The 22165-nt window shown below is 61.3% G+C and carries 22 protein-coding genes; 16 read left to right on the plus strand and 6 right to left on the minus strand.

What is annotated here, in order from left to right:
- Positions 1-25: 25 nt before the first annotated feature.
- A complete protein-coding gene (locus tag N2597_RS23740) occupies positions 26-2020 on the plus strand; it encodes a UDP-2-N-acetyl-D-glucosamine 4,6-dehydratase WreV (protein WP_040112827.1) in 1995 nt (664 codons plus the stop codon).
- A 34-nt stretch (positions 2021-2054) separates the two neighbouring features.
- On the opposite strand, the gene N2597_RS23745 is transcribed toward N2597_RS23740, so the two are convergent.
- From N2597_RS23745 to N2597_RS23755, 3 genes are all read right to left on the minus strand, one after another.
- Positions 2055-3329 (minus strand): O-antigen ligase family protein, encoded by a 1275-nt coding sequence (locus N2597_RS23745; RefSeq protein ID WP_096763265.1) that lies wholly within the window; start codon positions 3327-3329, stop codon positions 2055-2057.
- A gap of 314 nt (positions 3330-3643) precedes the next feature.
- Complete coding sequence (locus tag N2597_RS23750) at positions 3644-3895, minus strand: hypothetical protein (protein ID WP_009986472.1); 252 nt, start codon at positions 3893-3895, stop codon at positions 3644-3646.
- A 52-nt stretch (positions 3896-3947) separates the two neighbouring features.
- Positions 3948-4349: a DUF2934 domain-containing protein gene (locus tag N2597_RS23755; RefSeq protein WP_183595788.1), complete on the minus strand. Its 402-nt coding sequence runs from the start codon at positions 4347-4349 to the stop codon at positions 3948-3950.
- Positions 4350-4536: 187 nt separating this feature from the next.
- Here N2597_RS23755 and N2597_RS23760 point away from each other — a divergent pair, with 187 nt between their 5' ends.
- Both N2597_RS23760 and uxuA read left to right on the plus strand, forming a co-directional pair.
- Complete coding sequence (locus tag N2597_RS23760; protein WP_096763267.1) at positions 4537-5259, plus strand: GntR family transcriptional regulator; 723 nt, start codon at positions 4537-4539, stop codon at positions 5257-5259.
- Between the two features lie 43 nt (positions 5260-5302).
- The gene (gene uxuA / locus N2597_RS23765; RefSeq protein WP_183595789.1) at positions 5303-6490 is read left to right on the plus strand and encodes a mannonate dehydratase; all 1188 of its coding nucleotides are present in this window, start codon (positions 5303-5305) and stop codon (positions 6488-6490) included.
- 194 nt (positions 6491-6684) lie between these two features.
- Here uxuA and N2597_RS23770 read toward each other — a convergent pair whose 3' ends face one another.
- Positions 6685-7554 (minus strand): aldose 1-epimerase family protein, encoded by an 870-nt coding sequence (locus N2597_RS23770; RefSeq protein WP_183595792.1) that lies wholly within the window; start codon positions 7552-7554, stop codon positions 6685-6687.
- A gap of 37 nt (positions 7555-7591) precedes the next feature.
- On the minus strand, positions 7592-7921 hold the full coding sequence (locus N2597_RS23775) for a DUF6665 family protein (RefSeq protein ID WP_183595794.1): 330 nt from the start codon (positions 7919-7921) through the stop codon (positions 7592-7594).
- Positions 7922-8063: 142 nt separating this feature from the next.
- Between N2597_RS23775 and N2597_RS23780 the strand changes: the two genes are divergently transcribed.
- The 4 genes from N2597_RS23780 to N2597_RS23795 all read left to right on the plus strand — a co-directional run bounded on the left by N2597_RS23780 (position 8064) and on the right by N2597_RS23795 (position 11528).
- Positions 8064-9686 (plus strand): ABC-F family ATP-binding cassette domain-containing protein, encoded by a 1623-nt coding sequence (locus N2597_RS23780; RefSeq protein WP_183595796.1) that lies wholly within the window; start codon positions 8064-8066, stop codon positions 9684-9686.
- A gap of 138 nt (positions 9687-9824) precedes the next feature.
- Positions 9825-10415 (plus strand): hypothetical protein, encoded by a 591-nt coding sequence (locus tag N2597_RS23785; RefSeq protein ID WP_183595798.1) that lies wholly within the window; start codon positions 9825-9827, stop codon positions 10413-10415.
- A 99-nt stretch (positions 10416-10514) separates the two neighbouring features.
- Positions 10515-10679 carry a DUF1328 domain-containing protein gene (locus N2597_RS23790; protein WP_003571841.1) on the plus strand — a complete coding sequence of 55 codons (165 nt, stop codon included), beginning with the start codon at positions 10515-10517 and terminating at the stop codon, positions 10677-10679.
- A gap of 327 nt (positions 10680-11006) precedes the next feature.
- On the plus strand, positions 11007-11528 hold the full coding sequence (locus N2597_RS23795) for a DUF992 domain-containing protein (protein ID WP_040112834.1): 522 nt from the start codon (positions 11007-11009) through the stop codon (positions 11526-11528).
- 147 nt (positions 11529-11675) lie between these two features.
- Here the strand turns inward: N2597_RS23795 and N2597_RS23800 are convergent, their stop codons facing one another.
- Positions 11676-12605, minus strand: a complete 930-nt coding sequence (locus tag N2597_RS23800; protein ID WP_183595800.1) for a LysR substrate-binding domain-containing protein — start codon at positions 12603-12605, stop codon at positions 11676-11678.
- Positions 12606-12677: 72 nt separating this feature from the next.
- Between N2597_RS23800 and N2597_RS23805 the strand changes: the two genes are divergently transcribed.
- The 9 genes from N2597_RS23805 to N2597_RS23845 all read left to right on the plus strand — a co-directional run bounded on the left by N2597_RS23805 (position 12678) and on the right by N2597_RS23845 (position 22124).
- Positions 12678-13595, plus strand: coding sequence for a DMT family transporter (locus N2597_RS23805; RefSeq protein WP_106796910.1), 918 nt, complete (start codon positions 12678-12680; stop codon positions 13593-13595).
- Between the two features lie 114 nt (positions 13596-13709).
- Positions 13710-14483, plus strand: a complete 774-nt coding sequence (locus N2597_RS23810) for a DeoR/GlpR family DNA-binding transcription regulator (RefSeq protein WP_183595802.1) — start codon at positions 13710-13712, stop codon at positions 14481-14483.
- 111 nt (positions 14484-14594) lie between these two features.
- A complete protein-coding gene (gene glpD / locus N2597_RS23815) occupies positions 14595-16109 on the plus strand; it encodes a glycerol-3-phosphate dehydrogenase (protein WP_183595804.1) in 1515 nt (504 codons plus the stop codon).
- A 41-nt stretch (positions 16110-16150) separates the two neighbouring features.
- Entirely contained in the window at positions 16151-17245 is a 1095-nt protein-coding gene (locus tag N2597_RS23820) for an ABC transporter ATP-binding protein (RefSeq protein ID WP_106796913.1), read from the plus strand.
- Between the two features lie 9 nt (positions 17246-17254).
- On the plus strand, positions 17255-18325 hold the full coding sequence (locus tag N2597_RS23825; protein ID WP_077993509.1) for an ABC transporter ATP-binding protein: 1071 nt from the start codon (positions 17255-17257) through the stop codon (positions 18323-18325).
- A 3-nt stretch (positions 18326-18328) separates the two neighbouring features.
- Positions 18329-19192 carry a carbohydrate ABC transporter permease gene (locus N2597_RS23830; protein ID WP_011427488.1) on the plus strand — a complete coding sequence of 288 codons (864 nt, stop codon included), beginning with the start codon at positions 18329-18331 and terminating at the stop codon, positions 19190-19192.
- Between the two features lie 12 nt (positions 19193-19204).
- Entirely contained in the window at positions 19205-20026 is an 822-nt protein-coding gene (locus tag N2597_RS23835) for a carbohydrate ABC transporter permease (RefSeq protein ID WP_183595806.1), read from the plus strand.
- Positions 20027-20038: 12 nt separating this feature from the next.
- Positions 20039-20320, plus strand: a complete 282-nt coding sequence (locus tag N2597_RS23840; RefSeq protein WP_040112841.1) for a DUF2160 domain-containing protein — start codon at positions 20039-20041, stop codon at positions 20318-20320.
- 79 nt (positions 20321-20399) lie between these two features.
- Positions 20400-22124 (plus strand): ABC transporter substrate-binding protein, encoded by a 1725-nt coding sequence (locus N2597_RS23845; protein WP_040112842.1) that lies wholly within the window; start codon positions 20400-20402, stop codon positions 22122-22124.
- Positions 22125-22165 lie beyond the last annotated feature (41 nt).

A 22165-nucleotide genomic window follows, 5' to 3' on the forward strand; every position in this document is an offset into this window, starting at 1 on the left:
TTGATCTACGAGACGCTGGGAAGCAATGCCTGAAAATACCCCCACTGAGACGCCACGCTCAGCATGGTTCTTGGTGCCGATGCAGGCGCTCGTCGCCCCTCTGCTGGCGATGCCACGTGCCGCCAAACGCGCGCTCGCCTTGCTGGTGGATTCCAGTCTTTGCGTCCTGACGATCTGGCTGGCCTATTGCTTCCGCTTGAACGAATGGACGGTGCTGACCGGCGTGCAGTGGCTGCCGGTCTTCGTTTCCTTGTGCATGGCCCTTCCGATCTTCATCGTCATGGGCATGTATCGAGCGATCTTTCGTTATGCCAACATGGCCGCTTTCATCGCGGTTCTAAAGGCGATTGCGATCTACGGCGTCGCCTTCATGACGATATTTACGGCACTCAGCGTCCCGGGCGTTCCGAGAACCGTCGGTATTCTCCAGCCCTTCCTGCTGCTGATTGCGATCGGACTGTCGCGACTGAGTATCCGCTATTGGCTCGGCGATACCTATCAGCGTATCCTGCACCAGAATACGCTCGCCAAGGTTCTGATCTACGGGGCAGGGAATGCCGGCCGACAACTCGCCGGTGCTCTGACGAACAGCGCCGAACTCAATGTCGTCGGCTACCTCGATGATGATCCGCGTCTTAAGGGCGGCATCATGGGCGGCTTGCCGATCTACGACCCGTCCGATCTGCCGGTGCTCGCCGAAGCTCTTGGCGTACACAACGTGCTTCTTGCTCTGCCATCCGCATCGAGGCAGCGGCGCAATGAAATCCTCGAGCACATCCGCAAAGCCAGGGTGAATGTTCGGACATTGCCGGATCTCACGGCGCTTGCTCAGGGCCGTATCGCCGTTTCCGACATTCGTGAGCTGGAGATCGAAGACCTGCTGGGCAGGGAGGCGGTGGCGCCGCGGCAGGAATTGCTCGACAAGGCAATGCGCAAAAAGGTGGTGATGGTGACAGGCGCCGGCGGTTCCATCGGCGGTGAACTCTGTCGCCAGATTCTGCGCAATGCGCCTTCGACCCTCATCCTCATCGATCAGAACGAGTTTTCGCTTTATAATATTCACGCCGAATTGCTAAAGCTGGCCGAACTTTACCAGCAGGAAAGCCTGCAGATCGTTCCGATCCTTTGTTCCGTCCGCGACCATGACCGCATGGAACATATTATGCAGAGCTGGCGGCCTCAGACGCTCTATCATGCCGCCGCTTACAAGCATGTGCCTCTCGTCGAACATAATGCCGTGGAGGGCATCAAGAACAACGTCATGGGGACGCTGATCACCGCACGCGCGGCGAACAAATGCGGCGTCTTGAATTTTGTGCTGATCAGCACCGACAAAGCCGTGCGTCCGACGAATGTGATGGGCGCCAGCAAGAGGCTGGCGGAGATGGTTCTGCAAGCGCTTGCCGCAGAACCGGCCGTTGACAGAGTGCGCACGAATTTCTCCATGGTCCGCTTCGGAAACGTGCTCGGTTCCTCCGGATCCGTCGTGCCGCTGTTCCGGCAGCAGATCAAGGAAGGCGGGCCGGTTACCCTGACGCACCCGAAAATCACCCGCTACTTCATGACCATTTCGGAGGCCTCGCAACTGGTCATTCAGGCGGGCGCCATGGCCGAGGGTGGGGATGTTTTCCTGCTCGACATGGGCGAGCCCGTCCGCATCGCAGACCTCGCCCGCAAGATGGTCGAGCTTTCGGGATTGACCGTGCGCGACGAGGATAATCCCGAAGGGGACATCGAGCTTTCCGTTACCGGCCTGAGGCCCGGCGAGAAGCTTTATGAAGAACTGTTGATCGGGGATAACCCTGAGACAACCGAACATCCCCGGATTATGAAGGCACGCGAGGATTTCCTGTTCTGGCCGGAGCTTTCCAAGAAGCTCAGCTTACTCAACGCGGCATTGGATCGAAACGATATGGTCGCGGCACGCGCGACCTTGGCAGAGCTTGTTTCCGGCTATTCCTCAACCGGTGAGGTTTCGGATCTCGCCTTCACCGGCGCCGAAACCGTTCCGGCAGCCTGAAGGCGACAACTCGCAAGCGTTGCGCGCGGTAAATTCAGCTTCGCACGACAGGCGCGAAGCCTGTGCTGCCCCGATCCAAGCAAATCAGGGCGACCATATAGGCGAAGATGGGATCCAGTGCCTTCTGATTGAACATAATGCCGACGCTGCCGGTAACTACGTAGCTGCTGGTGAGCAGAAGAGCGAGCGCTATGGACAGGTCCCTGCCAGGACCGGGTTCCTTTTTCCACGCGGCTATCACGGGCGTCAGGAGCAGCAGCGAAAGCGCCGCGATGCCGACAACGCCGGCGTCAATTCCCGCTGTCAGAAAGCCATTATGAACATGCGAGAAGGTCAAGTATGGCCGCATGCTGTCTGGCAGTTCCGCCAAGACCGAGGCCATCCTGTTTTGCGGGCCGTAACCGGTCAACGGGTCCTTGCTGATTGCTGACAGTGCGCCTTTGTACAAAGCGACCCGTGCGCTGAGTGAGGTAATCTCGCCTTCACTGCGTTCAAGCGCTGCCATATTTTCCTGCAGCGCCTCGATGCGATGGATGATCTGGCCGCTGCCCAGCGCGATAAGTCCCGCAAACAACAAAGAGCCGGTGATGGCGAGACTGCGCAAACTCAGATGGAAGCTGTGTTTGCGAAAATACCAGAGAAAGATGACGAGATGGACGGGAATGGCCAGCCAGGCGGAACGCGTTCCGGAAAGCAGCACGCAGCCGAGGCCGGCGGCATATCCCAAGATCGCAATTCTTTGCTCCACGCTTTTGGGAGATTGAACGTTGAGAAGCGCAACGCCCCCGAAAAGAAGGCCTATGATTCCGAGGAGCGCTGCATTCGATGTCCCAGCCTCTGCTCTCTCCATCAGAAACATGATCTGCAGCAGGCTAATGATAAAGGTAACGATCATGCCGATCCCGGCGCCGAGGATAAACAGTGGCACGAGGCGGCCATCGGGCGATTGGCGCATTCGCGGCAATATCAGCCAAATCGAAAAAAACGGCAGGAGCCGGAATATCCAGTCCGCCACTTCGGAGTAAGGCGGGTTGATGAAGATGCTGGCGATCATCACCAGCGGGTAGATCGTCATGCAGATGGCGACTGCCCGGTCTGATTTCGAAAAGTTCAGAGGAAAGCGGGCCGTCGCCAGCAAGTAGATGCCCGACAGCATCGACGCGAGGAGGATGAACCCGTTGAAATTGGGTGAAAGTCCGGGCAGGATTGCAAAGAGAAAAACCGCAATGCCGTTGGTTCGATCAAGCGTGCTTCCAGACCCGTCCCCGGGATGAAGTATCGCAATCACGAGTTGCCTGAAATAATTCACTTTGCTGATCCTGAGGTGTCATTGATCCAGCCTCGCTAAGGACCGATGTCACCGCTGTCAAGTTGTGGAAGCGGACCCCAACCCGCGCTTTTCTCACTATTGTATTCCGGCAACAGCAAACCCGAATGCTTCTTCCTCTGCCGTCGATGCGCCGCGACGCCCTGCAGCAGCAAAGCTGATGCGATAACGAAACACGCTTGGGTGCGATCTTACCGTCAGGGTTATCATTGCGCCGCGTATAGGAGGGCGGTCGCGCAACGATCCGGCTCTATCATTCTTGCCGCTCGCGCGGCTCGTTCGTTGAGGTCGGACAGCTAACGCCAATATGAGCGGGCCGAGCTTTCCGCCGATGATCGACCAAGGAGATAGCCGAACCCGAACGCCACAATACCGATGCCAAGCAACAAAGCGCTTGCAGTGTGCGGGTGGTCTCTGGCGCCGGCGGTGACTGCATAGACCTCGCGTTTCACTCCGCTCGCCGCCGATTGAGCGGCCTTGGCTAATCCTTCCGGCGGTTCGACGGGTGTGCCGGTGAAGCCGGCGTTCAAATCCTGTTTGTCAGCCATGTCGGGACCTTTCCTGAATTTGCTCGTCCTAAATTTGCTCGAGGCTGCAATTTCAATCCTGCTCGCGTGTGCCGGGCGAGGCTTCGCGTTGATCCGCGTCTTCGAGATCCGTTTTGACGAGGAAGGTGTCGCGATGTTCGCGCGAAGCCTCTCGCAGCGCCTCGAGCCTGGGAGGATGGTCCGTCTCGCCCCGTGCATCGAGCTCGTGCTCGGCGCGGGTCCAGTGATCCTGATGCTTGCCTTCCGGCCTTCCTTCCTTCTCCCACAGCGAGTAGGCCCTTTTCCGGATATTGTCCTCACGGGTGGCTGCCTGAGAACCGATGCTCTGATCTGCTGGTTCCTGCATGGCTTGCCGCGGCGTCTTCCCTTTGCCTGCGCCGGCTGGGGATGAAGCCTTCAGTCGCGTTTCGTCGGCCGCGATTTCATTTCTTTTGCGTCGCAACGGATTTTTCATCGGCGTCTCCTTGATGGGATTTCAACCAATTCCGCTGATCTAAGTTCCCATGTTGAGCCCTCAATCAGCACTTGAAGGCTGTTCGAGAGATCCTCCTGTTCAAAATGCAGCCACTCCGTCCAAGTGGCTTGGCAGAGGGTCGCGGCTAATATACTAGTATGCCAAAGCCAATGGCCCGGTACCGCTTATGAGGCAAGCTTCAGAAATCGACGCGCTGATCCTCCCGACCTCGCAGGAAGCCGGGCGCAGGCCGCGCCGCGTCACCACGGCCCGCGTCATCTATGAGCGTCTTTATCTCGATATCGTCTCGCTCCGGATGCCGCCCGGCCAGTTTTTGCAGGAAAAGCGGATCGCGGACGAATTCGGCGTGAGCCGGACGCCGGTGCGCGAGGCGTTGCTGAGGCTCTCCGAAGGCGGACTGGTCGATATTTTCCCCCAGTCGGGCACCGTCGTATCGCGGGTGCCGGTCTCGGCGATTCCCGAGGCGGTCATCGTGCGCAAAGCGCTCGAAGGCACGACCGCCGAGATGGCGGCTCAGACCGCTACCGCTGCCGATGTCGCCCGCCTCGATGCCATTATTGCCCGACAGCGCGCGCATGCCGCGGTCGGCAACGCCTCAAGCTTCCACGAGGAGGACGAAGCCTTTCATGAGGCGATCGCGCAGATATCAGGTTATCCCGGCATCTGGGGGATCCTGAAGACTGTCAAGGTGCAGATCGACCGGGCGCGGCGGCTGACGCTGCCGGCGCTTGGGCGTATGGGCAATGTTGTGTCCGAACATATGATTATCCGCGACGCTCTCGCCGCCCATGATGCAGCGGTCGCGCGTAGCGCCATGATCCACCATTTGAGCGCCGTTATTCCCGATGTCGACGAGCTGCGCTCGCGTTACCCCGATTATTTCTGCTGACGGCAGGATCACCACGAAACGAAAAGCAAGGGAAGGAAGAAAGATGCGGCAGGGTTGGAGATGGTTCGGGCCGGAAGCGCCGGTGACGCTGGATGAGGTCCGTCAGACGGGCGCGACCAATATCGTCTCGTCGCTGCATCAGGTGCCGATCGGCAGGGCTTGGACGGAAAAGGAAGTGCGCGAACGCCAAGCGCTGATCGAGACCACGCCTGCCGACCGGTCGCCGCTCGCCTGGTCGGTGGTCGAAAGCATTCCGATTCCAGACGCCGTCAAGCGCAAGGGCGGCGAGGCGAAAGCGGAAATCGAGGCGTGGATTGCCAGCCTCGAAGCGGTCGCCGCCTGCGGCATCCCGATCGTCTGCTATAATTTCATGCCTGTGGTCGACTGGACCCGCACCGAACTTGATTTCGTGACGCCGACCGGCGCCACAGCCATGCGCTTCGATCACGAGCGCTTCGCAGCTTTCGACCTCTTCGTTCTGGAACGGCCGGATGCGGGTCAGCAATATTCAGTGGAGGATCGCGAACGGGCGCGTGTCGTCTTCGAGGCGATGTCGGAGGAGGAGATTGCCGAGATTACCCGCATCATCACCTCGGCTCTGCCCGGTTCGACTACCGAGCCCCTGACCATTCCGGCCTTCCGGGAAAAGCTGGTCGCCTATAGCGGTATCGACGCCGCACGGCTGCGCCGGCACCTGATCGAGTTCCTGGAGGCGGTGACGCCGGCTGCCGAAGCCCGCGGCGTCAAGCTGACGCTGCATCCCGATGATCCGCCGCGTTCGCTGTTCGGTCTTCCCCGCGTCGCCTCGACGGGGGATGATTATGCCGCGCTCTTCGATGCGGTGCCGTCGGCGGCGAATGGCATGTGTTACTGCACCGGCAGCCTCGGCGTGCGTGCCGACAACGACCTGCCCGCGATCGCCCGGCGCTTCGCCTCGCGCATTCATTTCGCCCATCTGCGTGCCACGACGCGCGAAGGCGACGGTCGGACCTTCCACGAAAGCGCGCATCTCGAGGGCGACGTCGACATGGTCGCGGTGCTCCGGGAATTGGTGGCGGAAGACAAGCGCCGGGGTGGCGAAGACACCATCGTCTTCCGTTCCGACCACGGCCACCGCATGCTCGACGATCTCGACAAGGTCGTCACCCCCGGCTATCCGGCCATCGGCCGCATGCGCGGCCTTGCCGAACTGCGCGGTATCCTGCATGCGCTGGGCGCCCCGCCGACCTGAGGACGCCCTGGCCGACGCCCGCGCATGCCCGGAAAGTGTGCAGCGGTTGCGGGACAACAGCACGCGCAAAAGCAAAGGACCGAAGCGCATCGCATGAATCAAATAGATGCGATGCGATTTGTCGGCTCGGCGATAGCTGCGGAAACAACCGTGCCGGAGAACGTTCATTCGCGCCCTGTCGGGCGCGCCACTTTCTATTGCAAGATCTCGACCGTAAAGGCGAAACGCGCCGTCGCCCCCGGCGCCAGGATGGTGGTGGAGGGTCGTTGCGACAGCTCGGACGAACCTCCGGCTTCCGCCGCCGTTCCATGCCACGGTTCGATGCAGATGAAGGGCGCGCCCGGTTTGGTCCACAGAGCAAGGTTGGGCAGATTTTCGAATTGGAATCGCAGGTTCGGCCCGCCTACTGCGCCGTAACGCAGCCCATCGCCGGCACCCTTCGGGAAAATCATCGCGTCCTTCTCGAACATGGCATGATCCAGCACCAGCCGGCCTTTATCGAATGGGGAGGGCAGTGGGGCGGGGTTGATAAGGCCGCCCTCCAGCCGCGCGAGCGCCGGCTCACCCTCATTGTCCAGCGTGACCATGTGCGGGCGTCCGGCGGCGTCAGGCAGCGGCCAGGCGAAAGCCGGATGGAAGCCGAGACCGAAGGGCAGCGCTCTTGCGTCACGGTTGTTTACTTCTGCCGTCACCGTCAAAGCGCGTCCCTGCACCGCATGCTCCACGGCCAGCAGGAAGTCGAACGGATAGACCGCCTGCGTGGTTGCCGAGGCTGGGAGTTCGTGCCGGCACATGGTCGGCGTCGACGCGGCGAGGCTAAACTCGCTTCGCCGGGCAAAGCCATGCTGGGCCATCGGGTAGACCGCGCCGCCAATCGCCAGCTTGTCATCAGCCGCCTTGCCGACGATCGGAAACAGGATCGGCGATCGTCCGGCCCAGTAGGTCGCCTCGCCCGTCCATAGCCATGAGCGTCCATCGCTGCTCGTGAGCGCCTGCATCTCGGCGCCGAGGGAGGAGACGTCGACGGCAAGATGCCGATTGCCGATCCGTGTAGAGCTTGGCATCGCAATTTCCTTTCGCCGTGATGGGCACGGCTTCACGTCATTTTCGTATGGCGCCCAGTCTGGCGAGCACCTCGTTTGGGATGCCGTAACGCTGGATGGCGTCGCGATTGTTTCGCAACCCGCAGCTCTCGCGCTGGACGAAAAGTGCCCAGACGGCATCGGAGGCTTCGTTGAGCAGCCTCTCGCGTTCCTCCGCGCTCTGGCGTTCGACGGCCCAGGCTTTTAACGCGGCGAGCGCCGCCTCCACCTTCAGCCCATGACGCCCGAGCGAATTGGCGCGTTCCGACATCAGCCCATATTCGAGGGCGTTGGCGCCATTGGCGTCCTGCTGCGACTGCCTGAAAGTCTGCGGTAGGCGAACGCTCATTGGCTGGAAATCCTTAAATCAGCGTAGGCGGCAATATTATCCAATCGGAGGCCGGAGATCGAGAGGGTTGAAACGGGCCTATCCTGCCGTTTCCATGCGTGGCATAAGGGCGCCGAAACTTCCCCGGACACCCGCGCACATCATGATTCGTATTGAGAATATCAGCAAACAGCTCAGCCACCGGATCCTTTTCATCGAGGCCTCGGCCGCCCTCAACAGAGGCGAGAAGATCGGTCTGGTCGGCCCGAACGGCGCCGGCAAGACGACGATCTTCCGGATGATCAATGGCGAAGAGCAGCCCGACGAGGGGCAGGTCTCCTGCGAGAAGGGCGTGACGATCGGCTACTTCAACCAGGATGTCGGCGAGATGGCGGGCCACAGCGCCGTCGCCGAAGTGATGAACGGTGCCGGCCCGGTCAGCATCGTTGCAGGCGAATTGCGTGAGCTCGAGGCCGCCATGGCCGACCCGGAAAGAGCCGGCGACATGGAAGAGATCATCGAGCGTTACGGCGAGGTGCAGGCGCGTTACGAGGAATTGGACGGCTATGCGCTCGAGGGCCGTGCCCGCGAGGTGCTTGCGGGTTTGAGCTTCAGCCAGGAAATGATGGACGGCGATGTCGGGGCGTTGTCGGGCGGCTGGAAGATGCGTGTGGCGCTTGCCCGCATCCTGCTCATGCGCCCCGACGTCATGCTGCTCGACGAACCGAGCAACCATCTCGATCTCGAAAGCCTGATTTGGCTGGAAGAGTTCCTGAAGGGTTATGAAGGGGCGTTGCTGATGACCTCGCACGACCGCGAGTTCATGAACCGCATCGTCAACAAGATCATCGAGATCGACGGCGGCGGCCTGACGGCCTATTCCGGCGACTATGAATTCTACGAGCAGCAGCGGGCGCAGAACGAGAAGCAGCAGCAGGCCCAGTTCGAGCGCCAGCAGGCGATGCTCGCCAAGGAGATCAAATTCATCGAGCGGTTCAAGGCGCGGGCCTCGCATGCCTCGCAGGTGCAGAGCCGGGTGAAGAAGCTGGAGAAGATCGACCGGGTGGAGCCACCCAAGCGCCGCCAGTCGGTCGCTTTCGAGTTCCAGGCCGCGCCGCGCTCCGGCGAGGACGTGGTCAACCTGAAGAATGTCCATAAGAAATACGGAAGCCGAAGCATCTATGAAGGTCTCGACTTCATGGTGCGGCGGCGGGAGCGCTGGTGCATCATGGGCATCAACGGCGCCGGTAAATCGACGTTGTTGAAGCTGGTGACGGGCACCACCACCCCTGACCAGGGCAGTGTTGCGCTCGGCGCCAGCGTCAAGATGGGTTATTTCGCCCAGCACGCCATGGATATCCTCGACGGCGAGCGGACGGTGTTCCAATCGCTGGAAGATAGGTTTCCTCAGGCAGGGCAGGGGCCATTGCGGGCGCTTGCCGGATGTTTCGGCTTTTCCGGCGACGATGTCGAGAAACGGTGCCGGGTGCTCTCCGGCGGCGAGAAGGCCCGGCTGGTGATGGCGATGATGCTCTTCGATCCGCCGAACCTGCTCGTGCTGGACGAGCCGACCAACCATCTCGACCTCGACACCAAGGAAATGCTGATCAAGGCGCTCTCGCAATATGAGGGCACCATGCTCTTCGTCTCGCACGACCGACACTTCTTGGCTGCGCTCTCCAACCGCGTGCTGGAGCTGACGCCGGAGGGCGTCCACCAGTATGGCGGCGGTTATACGGAATATGTGGCGCGCACCGGTCACGAGGCGCCTGGCCTGCGAAGCTGACGGCTATTCCGGGGTCGCCGCATGGCGGCCTTTACCGATCTGTCGGGCCATGTCTGGGAAGCTGCGCGGGAACCGCAATAGGCCGATTTCCTGTGAGCGAAGCACAGCTTCGGCTGATATTGCCGGCGCTCTGCCACGATGATGACCTATTTCCGTGATGTTCGGAGCCCTCTTCATTCAATCGGGGACGGGCGCGTCTGCATGGACTGGATCAATCGCTATATCGATCAGCCGCTACTGCACGGTGCGGCGGGCTTGCTGCGGAGTTGGCACATCCGCACGCAGCAGCCCCCGGAGCTGTTGGAGCCGACGTGGAATCTCGTTGTGCTCTCTTTTCTCCTTGTCGCGAGCGGGCAGGTGATGGCCGGCCGGCCTTTCGCGCTCAGCGTCGCCGCGCTGCTCATGCTGGCCCTACCGTCGGCCAAAAAGCTGTTTTCGGCGATAAAGGCGGGAGGAAGCGCCTATGGCGCCCGGGAGTACAAGTCGCTGAGGGCGCGCGCCGTCGCCAAACGTGAGGCGGAGTGGTCGGTGCGGATCATTGTTCTGTTCTCATCGGCCTGCCTTCCGTTCATCGCTCGCATCGACGATCCGGTGGGCGCCTGTTTCATGCTGGGGGCCAGCGTCTGGTTCGTGCTGACCGGGCCGCTCAAGACGTATCTGGATGCGGCCGAGCCTCCGGAGCCGACCGAAGGCGACCGGACGTACAGCGGCGTTCTTCATTTCGGCTGAACGAAAGCCGATGCGATGCTCCCCCTGCCGAGCATGATAGGCAGGGAACCAAAATGGGCGGTCTCCGTTATGTCAGCAGCAACGTAAAAGGAGATTGCGATGCTTTACTACGCTCTGGTGTTTCTCGTTGTGGCCTTGATTGCCGGCGTCCTCGGATTTGGCGGCATCGCCGGGGCCTCAGCTTCTATTGCCCAGGTTCTGTTCTTCATTTTCCTGGTGTTGTTCGTCGTCTCGCTCGTCATGCGCTTCATGCGCAGAGTATAGCGAGGAGAAATGAAGTATAAAGCCCGGTGATAACTATCGCCGGGTTTTCCTTTTCTTGGTATTCGCCCCGCGCTGCGAGAACCCGCTCTGAGCGAATGTGTTTTTTGTGCAACCATTCCTGACAAGATCGTGAAATGGCGCATGCGGCCCACATGGTGCCTTCGAAATGTCCCAATGGGGCTAAACCGTAAGGGTGTCGCTTGCGCCTCCCACGCGCTTTAACTGCGACGCGAAAACGGCACCGTTCTGGGATTGTGTTGCGATCCCCTTCTATATCCGGTGCCGGCCAGCCGGGTGTTCCCGTCACGATTTGAGAAGGAGAGACTTATGAATAAAACTCTTGCGACGGCGTTTGCCGCGGTATCGTTGACGTTTGTCGGCGCGGGGGCGGTTAATGCTGCCGATCCCGTCACCAGAACATATGAAGAGCCGGATCTGCGCAATGGTGTGAAGATCGGTTATCTCACTTGCGATATCGGCGGCGGCACGGGTTATGTGCTCGGTTCCTCCAAGGAAGCAGACTGCGTCTTCCAGTCGATCGTCGGCAATGAGCTTCTGGACCACTATACCGGCGAAATGCGAAAGCTCGGCATCGACCTCGGCTTTACCACCCGCAGCCGGCTGATCTGGGCGGTGTTTGCGCCGACGGCCGGCTATCATCGCGGGTCGCTCGCCGGCCTTTATGTCGGCGCGAGCGCAGAGGCGACGGTCGGCGCCGGCGTCGGCGCCAACCTCCTGGTCGGCGGCACCTCCGGTTCAATCCATCTGCAGACGGTAAGCCTGACCGGCCAACTCGGCCTGAACGTTGCGGCCGGCAGCGCATCGATGACACTGACCCCGGCGGATTGACCGGTTTTGACTCGCCCCTGCCGAGACGCGGCGGGGGCGTCAAATCCCTCGCGCCTGTTTGCGCGCGCAGTAATGGATGATTATCCGGAAATCTGGGACAGCCATGATATGCCGCCGAGACGTTCAGGCCGGATGCGGCGGCGAGTCTTACGCTTTTGCCCTGCCGGGTGCGACAAAGGCGCAGATCGTCGCCTCGTCATGACCGGCTTCGTGCAGGAAGCGACGGGCAAATTCGACAGCGGGGCTTCGCAGTGCATCGTCCGGCCGGATCAGGTGAAAGGCGACGTGATAGTCGAGCGTACGGTCCGACACCGCCACGACGCGTCCGGCGGCGAGTGCCGCATCCGATAGGGGAGGGCGGGCGAGCGCGATGCCCAGTCCTTGCGCACAGGCATCGATCACCAGATTGTAATCCTCGAAGCGCCGATCCTGGCCGCGCGGCATATAATCGACGCCTTCGCGAGAGAGCCAGCGGCGCCAGCCTTCGATGTTGGAGTCGTGCAGGATCGGCAGCTCGAGCAGGGAAAGCGCATCGGAGCGCTGTTCGAGCCGGTTTGCCAGCGCCGGGGCGGCGATCGGAAAGGATTTCTCCTGCCAGAGCGGCAGGGCGCGCACGCCGGCCCACGGACCCTTGCCGCAGCGGATGGCAAGATCCGTGCCTTCGCCGAAATCCGCCAACCGGTGCTCGAGCGTCAGCTCGACATGCAGCTCGTTTCCTTCGAGCTTCGCCAGACGCTGGAATAGCCACAACGAGGCGACGGAGGGCGTCACCGAAAGGCGCACCACCGCCTTGTTCGGCCGGGGCAGCCAGCGCTCGCCGCTATTGCCGAGCAAAGAAAGCGCTTCCTCGGCCCGCGCGAAAAACCGCATGCCTTCCGGCGTCAGGCGAACGCCGCGGGCCTCTCGTGCAAACAGCCGCACACCCATCCAGCGCTCGAGGCGCGAGACCTGCCGCGACACCGCGCCATGGGTGATGCCGCTCTCTTCGGCCGCGGCGGAAAACGATCCCAGCCGGGCGGCGCGGGCAAAGGTCTCGAGCGTATCAAGTGGTGGAAGCACCGGCGAGCTGTGAACCATACGCACATTTGATCATCGATTGAGATGCTTTTCAAGCACGAGTCATCAGCTTAATCCTTGGTCAAAGCACCAATGGAGGCGACAATGAGCATGGCGGCAAGCGCACCGGTTTCGACGAAAGAGCAGGGCAGCTTTGATCTGGTAGCCTTTGCGGCGATCGTCGTCACTATTGTCTTCTGGGCCTCCTCCTTCGTGGTGATCCGCATCTGCCTCGGGCCGCTGACGCCGATCGAGCTGGCCACAGCGCGTTACGTGGCGGCCGGCGTCCTTGCCCTTGTCTATCTCGCCATCTACCGGCCGATGCCGGAAAAGCGCGATTTCTTCCGCCTCTCGGTCGCCGCCGTGCTCTTCATCGCCGCTTATGCGGTTCTGTTGAACACCGGCGAGCAGACGGTTGCGGCGGGGCCGGCCAGCTTCATCATCAATACCATGCCGGTCTTTACCGCCCTCATCGCCACCTTCGCGCTCGGCGAGCGCTTCGGCCGCTGGGGCTGGGTAGGCACCGCGGTTTCCTTCGGCGGTGTAGCGCTGATCGCGGTCGCCTCCGACGACGGCTTCAAGCTCGATCCGAATGCAATCCTCATCCTCGGCGCAGCGCTCTGCTCGGCGATCGCCAGCGTGCTGCAGAAGCCGCTGCTTGGCAGGCTGCCGGTGCTTGCAGTCACCGCCTGGATCCTGCTGATTGGCTCCGTGCCGCTGTTTCCGGCCGTCCCGGCGACGATCCGCGCGTTGGCGGCAGCGCCCGCGGAGGTCAACTGGGGCGTTGCCTATCTGGTCATCTTCCCCACCGCGATCGGCTATCTCACCTGGGCGATTGCATTGAAGCGGCTGACGGCAGGTCGCGCCTCGAATTTCCTCTATGGCGTGCCGCCGGTCGCAACGCTGATCGGTTTCGTCTGGCTCGGCGAGACGCCGACGGCACTCGGCGCAATCGGCGGCGCCATGGCGATCCTCGGTGTTCTCGTGGTCAACCTCATGCGGAAACGCTAATTGCGCGGCGCGGCGGCCATCAGATTCGGAGCGCGAAACTCGGCCGCCGACAAATAGGCATTGCGCCGCCCTTCGCTTTCTTTAAAAACGAAAGCAGATCGAAAGGGGGCGCCGATGTTCTTGACCGACCGACAGACTGAAATCGTGGCGATCGCGAAATCGAGCGGCAGGGTTCTGGTCGAAGAGCTCGCCTCACGGTTTTCGGTGACACCGCAAACCATCCGCAAGGACCTGAACGATCTCTGCGATGCGCAGGTGCTGACCCGCATCCATGGCGGGGCGACGTTCCCGAGCGGAACGGAGAACGTCAAATACGAAGCCCGCCGCCAGATCGCCGCTTCGGAGAAACAGGCGATCGGCATAGCGGCCGTCGAACTGATCCCGAGCGGCGCCTCGCTCTTCATCAATATCGGCACGACGACCGAGGCGGTGGGCGAGGCGCTCGCCAATCATCACGAGCTGATGGTGATCACCAACAATATCAACGTTGCCAACCGGTTGCGCCTCTTCCCGGCAATCGAAGTGGTGATCGCCGGCGGGGTCGTGCGCGGTTCGGACGGCGGCATCGTTGGCGAAGCGGCGGTCGATTTCATCCGCCAGTTCAAGGTCGATTATGCCGTGATCGGCGCTTCGGCGATCGATATCGACGGCGCGCTACTCGATTATGACTTTCGCGAGGTGAAGGTCGCCCAGGCGATTATCGCCAATGCCCGGCACGTCATTCTGGTTGCCGATTCCACGAAGTTCGAACGCACCGCGCCGGTCCGGATCGGCCAGCTTTCCCAGGTTCATACCTTCATTACCGACCACTGTCCGGTGCCGTCGATCCGCAATCTTTGCCTCGAAAACAATGTGAAACTGATCGAAACGAGCAGCAGATCGCGATAGTTCCGCCAACATTCGTTTGACATTCGGATTTCTTTCGTTTTTACTGATGTCACTTTCGCAATTGCGCAAGTTTTGTGCGATGCGAAATAAGCAGCAGGCTCGGAGGGGCAATTGGGCCGGGAGATACACGACATTTTCGTCATTGGCGGCGGCATCAACGGCTGCGGCATCGCTCGCGATGCTGTCGGGCGCGGCTATACCGTGGCGCTGGCGGAGATGAACGATTTCGCTTCGGGCACCTCATCTGGCGCCACCAAGCTGATCCATGGCGGCCTGCGTTATCTCGAGCATTACGAGTTCCGCCTGGTGCGTGAATCGCTGATGGAGCGCGAGATCCTCTGGGCGATGGCGCCGCATATTATCTGGCCGCTGCGTTTCGTGCTGCCTTATCATAAGGGTGGCATCCGCCCAGCTTGGCTGATCCGGCTCGGCCTCTTCCTCTACGACCATCTTGGCGGCCGCAAGCTGCTGCCGGCGACGTCGGTGCTTGACATGCGCAAGGATCCGGCCGGCAAGCCGCTGAAGGCATTGTTTACGAGAGCGTTCGAATATTCCGACGGCTGGGTCGACGATGCCCGCATGGTGGTGCTGAACGCCCGCGATGCCGCCGACAAGGGTGCGACCATCCTGCCGCGTACCAAAGTGGTCTCGGCAAGGCGTGAGAGCGGCCTATGGCACATCGAGACTGTCGATACCGTCACCGGCCGCAAAGACGGTCATCAGGCCCGCATGTTGGTCAATGCCGCCGGTCCCTGGGTCGATCACGTCATTCGTTCCGCCTTCGGTCAGAAAGAAGCCCACAATGTCCGCCTCGTCCAGGGCAGCCATATCGTCGTCAAGAAGAAGTTCGACGATCCACGCGCCTATTTCTTCCAGAATCCGGACAATCGTATCATCTTCGCCATTCCCTATGAGGGCGACTTCACCCTGATCGGCACGACCGACCGCGACTATACCGCCGATCCCAAGGATGTCAGGATCTCCGAGGAGGAGACGGTCTATCTCTGCAATGCGGCGTCGGAATATTTCAAGGAGCCGGTGCGGCCAGAGGATATCGTCTGGACCTATTCGGCGGTGCGCCCGCTTTATGACGACGGCGCCTCGAAGGCGCAGGAGGCGACGCGCGACTATGTGCTGAAGCTCGACGGCGAGAGGGAGACCGCGCCGCTGCTTAATGTTTTCGGCGGCAAGCTCACCACTTATCGCCGGCTGTCCGAGCATGCGTTGGAGAAGATCGGTGCTGCGATCGGCGTCAAGGGTGCTCCGTGGACGGCCAAGAGCCATCTGCCCGGCGGCAATTTCGCCGTCAAGAGTTATGAGGCCGAGGTTGCCAAGCTGAAAAGCCGCTATCCGTTCCTCGCCGATCGGCACGCTCGCCGGCTGGTGCGTCGCTACGGCACTAGGGCCGAGACGCTACTCGGCAATGCCCGTGGCATTGACGATCTCGGGCGGCTGTTCGGCGGCGATCTCTACGAGGCCGAGGTCGCCTATCTCGTCGAACATGAATGGGCCCGGCACGCCGAAGACGTGCTGTGGAGGAGAACAAAGGATGGTCTGCGCCTTTCGAAGGAGCAGGCTCAGTCACTGGAGGAGTACATGGCTGCCATGCCGGCGATGGCCGGATAGGCGGCGTGTGATCCCCGCTGCGTGGAGGCACGGGAACAGGAATGCTGGAACTGCGGAACGCCGCCAAAATGGTGGGCGCGGACTATCACATCTATCCGACCGATCTGGTCCTCGAGCGCGGCACGCTGAACGTCCTGCTCGGGCCGACGCTGTCGGGCAAGACGTCGCTGATGCGGCTGATGGCCGGGCTTGACCGTCCGACCGCCGGCTCCGTGCATTTCGACGGCGCCGACGTCACCGGCATGCCGGTGCAGAAGCGCAATGTCGCCATGGTCTACCAGCAGTTCATCAATTATCCGGCATTGACCGTTTATGAAAACATCGCCTCGCCGATGCGCATATCGGGCAAGGACGCCGCCACGATCGATCGCGACGTGCGCAAGGCGGCCGAGCTTCTGAAGCTCACGCCCTATCTCGACCGCACGCCGCTCCATCTCTCCGGCGGCCAGCAGCAGCGCACGGCACTTGCGCGCGCCCTCGTCAAGAACGCCAGCCTGGTGCTGATGGACGAGCCGCTCGCCAATCTCGATTACAAACTGCGCGAAGAACTGCGTGAGGAGCTGCCGAAGATTTTTGCCCAGTCGGGTGCGATCTTCGTTTACGCCACCACCGAACCGTCCGAGGCGCTGCTGCTCGGCGGCAATACGGCAACTTTGAACCAAGGTCGGGTCACCCAGTTCGGGCCGACCATAGACGTCTATCGCCGCCCTGTCGATCTCGACAGCGCCGGCATCTTCGCCGATCCGCCGCTGAACACGCTCGACGTGACGAAATCGGGCGATATCTTCACGCGCCCGAGCGGGGCCACGCTTTCCGTCCCCTCGCATCTGGCCGCGGTGCCGAACGGGCCCGTGACGATCGCCTTTCATCCGCATCATCTCGGCCTCCGAGCCCAGACCGGCGATGCGGCCCGCCTGCAGGCGCGCACGCTGGTTTCCGAGATCACCGGTTCGGAGAGCTTCGTGCATCTGGAATATGACGGCGTGCGCTGGGTGATGCTGGCGCATGGCATTCACGACATCGATCCGGATATCGAGATCGAGGCCTTTCTCGACACCCGCCACCTGATGGCCTTCGGCGCCGACGGCCGCGCTATCGCTACGATCGGCGCTGTCGCTGCAGCCGGAAAGGCATAGGAGAGCACCATGGCACGCATCACGCTCGACCATATCCGCCACGCCTACGGCGCCAATCCGAAGACGGAAAAGGATTATTCGCTCAAGGAAGTCGATCACGAGTGGAACGACGGCGGCGCCTATGCGCTGCTCGGCCCCTCCGGCTGCGGCAAGACCACGCTGCTCAACATCATCTCCGGCCTGCTGCAGCCTTCGCACGGCCGCATTCTCTTCGATGGCAGGGATGTGACGAACCTTTCGACGCAGAGCCGCAACATCGCCCAGGTCTTCCAGTTTCCCGTCATCTACGACACGATGACGGTCTACGACAATCTCGCTTTCCCGTTGCGCAACCGGGGCGTGGCCGAGGCAGATGTCGACCGGCGCGTGCGTGACATTCTCGAAATGATCGACCTTGCCGGCTGGGCCAAGCGCAAGGCGCAGGGGCTGACGGCCGACCAGAAGCAGAAGATCTCGCTCGGCCGCGGGCTGGTGCGCAACGACGTCAACGCCATCCTGTTCGACGAGCCGCTGACCGTCATCGATCCGCACATGAAATGGGTGCTGCGCTCGCAGCTGAAACGGCTGCACAAGCAGTTCGGCTTCACCATGGTCTACGTCACACACGACCAGACCGAGGCACTGACTTTCGCCGAGAAGGTCGTCGTCATGTATGACGGCCAGATCGTCCAGATCGGCACGCCGGCCGAGCTCTTCGAGCGGCCGAGCCACACCTTCGTTGGTTATTTCATTGGTTCGCCCGGCATGAACGTCATGCCGGCACAGGTCGACGGCAGCGCCGTCAAGGTCGGAGACGAGGTGCTGACGCTGGATTATGCGCCGAATACCAATGGCGCGGTGAAGACCGAACTTGGCATTCGCCCCGAATTCATCCGCCTGGGGCGGGAGGGCATGCCGGTTACAATCAATAAGATCGAGGATATCGGCCGGCAGAAGATCGTGCGCGCCCGTTTTGCCGGCCAGCCGATCGCGATCGTCGTCTCCGAAGACGACGACATTCCCGCGGATGCCCGCGTCACCTTCGACCCGTCCGCCATCAGCATCTACGCCGACAGCTGGCGTGTCGGCAGGGAGGCCTGAGCCATGCAGAAGACTTGGAACAACAAAGCTTGGTTTCTGGTGCTGCCGGTGCTGCTGCTCGTGGCCTTTTCAGCGGTCATTCCGCTGATGACCGTTGTGAACTACTCGGTGCAGGATACGTTCGGCAATAACGAGTTCTTCTGGGCCGGCACCGACTGGTTCGTCCAGACGCTGCATTCCGACCGTTTCTGGGAAGCGCTCCAGCGTAATCTGCTGTTCTCCTTCATCATTCTGGCGCTGGAGATCCCGCTCGGCATCTTCATTGCGCTCAACATGCCGAAGTCGGGTCCCGGCGTCCCGGTCTGCCTGGTGCTGATGGCGCTGCCGCTGCTCATTCCGTGGAATGTCGTCGGCACCATCTGGCAGGTTTTCGGACGCGTCGATATCGGCCTGCTCGGTCATACGCTCGCCGCGATCGGCCTCGACTACAATTATGTCCGCGATCCCGTCGACGCTTGGGTGACCGTCATCGTCATGGACGTCTGGCACTGGACGAGCCTCGTCGTGCTGCTCTGCTATGCCGGCCTGGTTTCGATCCCGGACGCCTATTATCAGGCTGCCAAGATCGACGGCGCCTCGCGCTGGTCCGTGTTCCGCTACATCCAGCTGCCGAAGATGAAGCGGGTGCTGCTGATTGCCGTGCTGCTGCGCTTCATGGACAGCTTCATGATCTATACCGAGCCCTTCGTCGTCACCGGCGGCGGCCCCGGCAACTCGACGACCTTCCTCTCCATCGACCTTGTGAAGATGGCGGTCGGCCAGTTCGATCTCGGCCCGGCCGCGGCAATGTCGATCATTTATTTCCTCATCATCCTGCTGCTCTCCTGGGTGTTCTACACCGTGATGACCAGCAGCGACGCGAGCTAAGGGAGGGCAGATATGACCAGAAAATACAAACCCGCGGGCAGCCTCTCCTGGCTGGTGCCGACGATCTACATCCTCTTCCTGCTCCTGCCGATCTACTGGCTGATCAACATGAGCTTTAAGGAAAATGCCGAAATCACCGGCGCCTTCACGCTCTGGCCGGCGGCCCCGACGCTGCACAATTATTCGGTGATCTTCACCGACCCGTCCTGGTATAACGGCTATATCAACTCGATCATTTATGTGGTGATGAACACGGTGATCTCGGTTGCCGTGGCGCTGCCGGCGGCCTATGCCTTCTCGCGCTACCGCTTCCTCGGCGACAAGCACCTGTTCTTCTGGCTGCTGACCAACCGCATGGCGCCGCCGGCAGTCTTCGCACTGCCGTTCTTCCAGCTCTATTCGGCCTTCGGCCTGATCGATACGCATATCGCCGTAGCGCTGGCCCACTGCCTGTTCAACGTGCCGCTCGCCGTCTGGATCCTCGAAGGTTTCATGTCCGGCGTGCCGAAGGAGATCGACGAGACCGCCTATATCGACGGTTATTCCTTCCCGCGCTTCTTCATCAGGATATTCATTCCGCTCATCGCAAGCGGCGTCGGCGTGGCGGCATTCTTCTGCTTCATGTTTTCCTGGGTCGAATTGCTGCTGGCCCGCACGCTGACGACGACGGCGGCAAAGCCGATCTCGGCGATCATGACGCGAACGGTTTCGGCGGCCGGCTTGGACTGGGGCGTGCTCGCGGCTGCCGGCGTGCTCACCATCATCCCGGGCGCGCTCGTCATTTACTTCGTTCGCAACTACATCGCCAAGGGCTTTGCCCTGGGCCGCGTCTGAGGAGGACCGGACATGACCTTTTCCTGGATGGCCTGGACGCTGCCGACGGCGCTGTTCTTCCTGACGATCCTGGCGCTTCTGATCGCCATGAGCATCGGGGAGTATTTTTCTCCGGGCGGCTCGCCGCGCACGGGCGTGCTGCGTTTCGAAACGACGCGCGGTGACCGGCTTTTCATTTCGCTGCTGGGCAGCGCTTTCATTCATCTTGCATGGCTTGGGCTCGCTGGGCCCAACCTGTGGTGGGCTCTTGCCATCTCCGTGGTCTACGCCATCGGCGTGTTCCGCTACGTGTGACGGCAAAGTGAAGACAGATGGCCGGGGGTGCTTGGCCGCCTGAGTATGTGACTGCAATCGCAAACCCTGGGAGGATATTATGCGACGGCACTTATTGACGACGACAGCAGGCCTGCTGCTGGCGATGACGGCATCGGCCTATGCCGGGATGGACGAGGCCAAGACCTTCCTCGACAAGGAAGTCGGCGATCTCTCGACGCTTTCCCGCGCCGATCAGGAAAAGGAAATGCAATGGTTCGTCGATGCCGCGAAGCCCTTCGCCGGCATGGACATCAAGGTGGTTTCCGAAACGATCACCACGCATGATTATGAATCGAAGGTGCTGGCGCCCGCTTTCACCGCGATAACCGGCATCAAGATTACCCACGACCTGATCGGCGAAGGCGATGTGGTCGAGAAGCTGCAGACGCAGATGCAGTCCGGCGAAAACATCTATGACGCCTATATCAACGATAGCGACCTGATCGGCACCCATTGGCGCTACCAGCAGGCCCGTTCGCTGACCGACTGGATGGCCAATGAAGGCAAGGATGTCACCAATCCGGGCCTCGATGTCGACGACTTCATCGGCAAGTCCTTCACGACAGCGCCTGACGGCAAGCTCTATCAGCTGCCGGACCAGCAGTTCGCCAACCTCTACTGGTTCCGATACGACTGGTTCAACGACGAGAAGAACAAGGCCGACTTCAAGGCGAAGTACGGCTACGATCTCGGCGTGCCGGTCAACTGGTCGGCCTATGAGGATATTGCCGAGTTCTTCACCGGCCGCGAGATCGACGGCAAGAAGGTCTATGGCCACATGGACTACGGCAAGAAGGACCCGTCGCTCGGCTGGCGCTTCACCGACGCCTGGCTGTCGATGGCCGGCAACGGCGACAAGGGCATTCCGAACGGCAAGCCGGTCGACGAATGGGGCATCAAGGTCGATGAGAACTCCCGTCCCGTCGGCTCGTGCGTCGCGCGCGGCGGCGATACCAACGGCCCGGCCGCTGTCTATTCCATCCAGAAATATCTGGACTGGATGAAGGCATACGCACCGGCTGCCGCTCAGGGCATGACCTTCTCCGAATCCGGTCCGGTGCCTTCGCAGGGTGAAGTTGCCCAGCAGATGTTCACCTACACGGCCTTCACCGCCAATTTCGTCAAGGAAGGCCTGCCGGTCGTCAATGCGGACGGCACGCCGAAATGGCGTTTCGCGCCGAGCCCGCATGGTGTCTACTGGAAGGACGGCATGAAGCTCGGCTATCAGGATGCGGGTTCCTGGACGCTGATGAAGTCGACGCCCGTCGACCGCGCCAAGGCGGCCTGGCTCTATGCCCAGTTCGTCACCTCGAAGACTGTTGACGTGAAGAAGAGCCATATGGGTCTGACCTTCATCCGTCAGTCGACGCTGGATCACAAGTCCTTCACCGACCGCGCACCGAAGCTCGGCGGCCTGATCGAGTTCTACCGTTCGCCGGCCCGCCTGCAGTGGTCGCCGACCGGTACGAACGTTCCTGACTATCCGAAGCTCGCACAGCTCTGGTGGCAGGCGATCGGTGACGCATCCTCCGGCGCCAAGACGCCGCAGGAAGCCATGGACTCGCTTTGCTCGGAGCAGGAAAAGGTGCTGCAGCGCCTGGAACGCGCCAAGGTCCAGGGCGACATCGGCCCGAAGCTCGCCGAAGAGCATGATCTCGCTTATTGGAACGCTGACGCGGTGAAGAAGGGTAACCTCGCTCCGCAGCTGAAGATCGAGAACGAGAAGGACAAGCCGCTCACCGTCAACTACGACGAACTCGTCAAGAGCTGGCAGAAGAAGTAAGGCGGACCCGGCCGGAGGCAACGAGACCTCCGGCCATCACT

The organism is Rhizobium sophoriradicis (assembly GCF_025200795.1).
Classification (GTDB): domain Bacteria; phylum Pseudomonadota; class Alphaproteobacteria; order Rhizobiales; family Rhizobiaceae; genus Rhizobium; species Rhizobium sophoriradicis.